The 1,888-nt window shown below is 53.9% G+C and carries 2 protein-coding genes; one reads left to right on the top strand and one right to left on the bottom strand.

Annotated elements, in window-relative coordinates; genetic code table 11:
* Positions 1–202 precede the first annotated feature (202 nt).
* Complete coding sequence (locus QBJ92_RS20525) at positions 203–397, bottom strand: hypothetical protein (RefSeq protein ID WP_277971541.1); 195 nt, start codon at positions 395–397, stop codon at positions 203–205.
* Between the two features lie 553 nt (positions 398–950).
* Between QBJ92_RS20525 and QBJ92_RS20520 the strand changes: the two genes are divergently transcribed.
* Entirely contained in the window at positions 951–1,679 is a 729-nt protein-coding gene (locus QBJ92_RS20520) for a response regulator transcription factor (protein WP_277971540.1), read from the top strand.
* Positions 1,680–1,888 lie beyond the last annotated feature (209 nt).

Raw genomic sequence — 1,888 nt, 5'->3', positions numbered from 1 at the left:
TCTGCGCAGTCGCAGCGGCGCTAGTTGAGATAATTCCAACGACTATCGCCCAACAACCGGATTTATGTCCTAAGATGCTCATATGGTTACCAATATTCCGCCATTCCTTAACGGAACAAAAATTTTGGATAGGTGTTACCTAACGTTACAAGATGAACAGCATTTTAGCCGACCCAGTAGATCGAACCTGGTTGGCTACATGTTACCATGATGAAGAGCCGATGAAGATACTGTGGAACGTAATGATAGCCGCTCTGGTGATAACGCTAAGTGGATCGCTGTCCGCGCTCCATGCCCAGCCTTTCGCATCGACTTCCAGCACGTCGATCGCCGTCGGCGCCGTAGTGGCGGATTGCTCAGCGGTTACGGTGTCGGGCTCGACTGCGCTGACTGCCATTGGCGTTGCATGCGGGAAGAACTCTGCTGTGTCGCCCGAAATCCAACAATGCCTGTCTTCGGACGACTATCGTTGCGCGAACGCTCTCGGCACGGATCGTGTGCGAACTAAAAATTTACGTTCGCTTAAGCAGCTTTACTTTTAAAGTGCCAATTTTTCAGTGTTCTATTGCTGAAAGGGCATTTAAGATAATACATCTAAGGGGACAGTAGCTCCTACTGCAAAGGGATAGTCTTCTTTGTTATCGTAGTATCGCGCGACGCTCAGCTGTGTAGAGCGGATGCGTACTAGTCCGACAGGATTTATAGCTTGTTGACGATAAGTAGTCAGTTGAATAGCGCGCTGATATCCAGCGGCCCATCAAGCCAAGTTTACCCAAATCAATCGGTGCCGGAGCGGCGGGTTGCCCCAAATTTTAGTTTCTGCTTATATACTACCGTTTCCCTTGCAACAGCCCCGCTTTTGGTTGTACGATACTTGCGAAACATTCCGCTCATAAAGCAAGTGGTGACGCGATGGAGTGTTGTGCACGGCTTCTGCGAGGACGAATCCTTTGGGGCGAATAGTCTCTATCGCGATTGTCGAGGAGGACGACGACCTACGCAGCGTTTTTACGCGCTATTTGACGCAGGCGGGGATGGATGTTTTTGGTTACAGGACGATTGGCGCATTAGAGGACTATTGGGCGAACGCTACGGGACCTGATATCCTCGTGTTAGACGTCGATCTTCCAAGAGAGAACGGGTTCATAGCAACCGCCCGCATCCGCGCGCGCTCGACGGTTGGAATCATCATGGTCACGAGGCGGACCGAACATGAGGATCGACTGCTCGGTCTCTCTATGGGGGCCGATCATTACCTCACGAAGCCGATTGACCTGCGCGAGCTCGAAAGCATCATCCGCAATCTAGCGCGACGCCTTTTCGAAAGGCGCGAAACCGGCGCCAAAGCGATACCCGAACAACCGATATGGACGCTAAGGCGCGACGAATGGCGTCTGATTGCGCCAAACGGCGCTGTCGTTGACCTGTCCGCGGCCGAGCATCAGTTGCTCACCTCAATCCTTGAACAGCCGGGACGTGCCAATTCTCGCGATTCGATCAACGCAAAACTGGGAAAACCGATGCTTGACGCGCAAAACCGGAGCCTCGACGTGCTCATGTCGCGCGTCCGCCGCAAGATTGAAGCGGCGACCGGACTCGCTCTGCCGCTCCGCGCAGCACGCGGAACTGGCTACGTTTTTACCGGGCAAGCAAGGATCGAGGGCCCGCCCGAGGCATAAGGGGGCGATCTGTCGGCGCATCGCCCGCTGACGAGGGATTGCCCATGCTCTGTTCCGAACCACTCCCGATCGTCAGTCTGCGACATGAATTGCGCAACAAGATCAGTATTTTTCTTGGATCGGAAGACATGTTGGAGATGAACGAAAGCCTTCCCGGCGAACAAGCGTAGAACGTCGATCGGATGCGGCGTGCCCGCCTCGACGCGATT

Source organism: Sphingomonas echinoides (assembly GCF_029623395.1).
Classification (GTDB): Bacteria; Pseudomonadota; Alphaproteobacteria; order Sphingomonadales; family Sphingomonadaceae; genus Sphingomonas; species Sphingomonas echinoides_A.
Note: the sequence above shows the minus strand (reverse complement) of the source record. Positions and strands in the feature narration are given on the sequence as shown.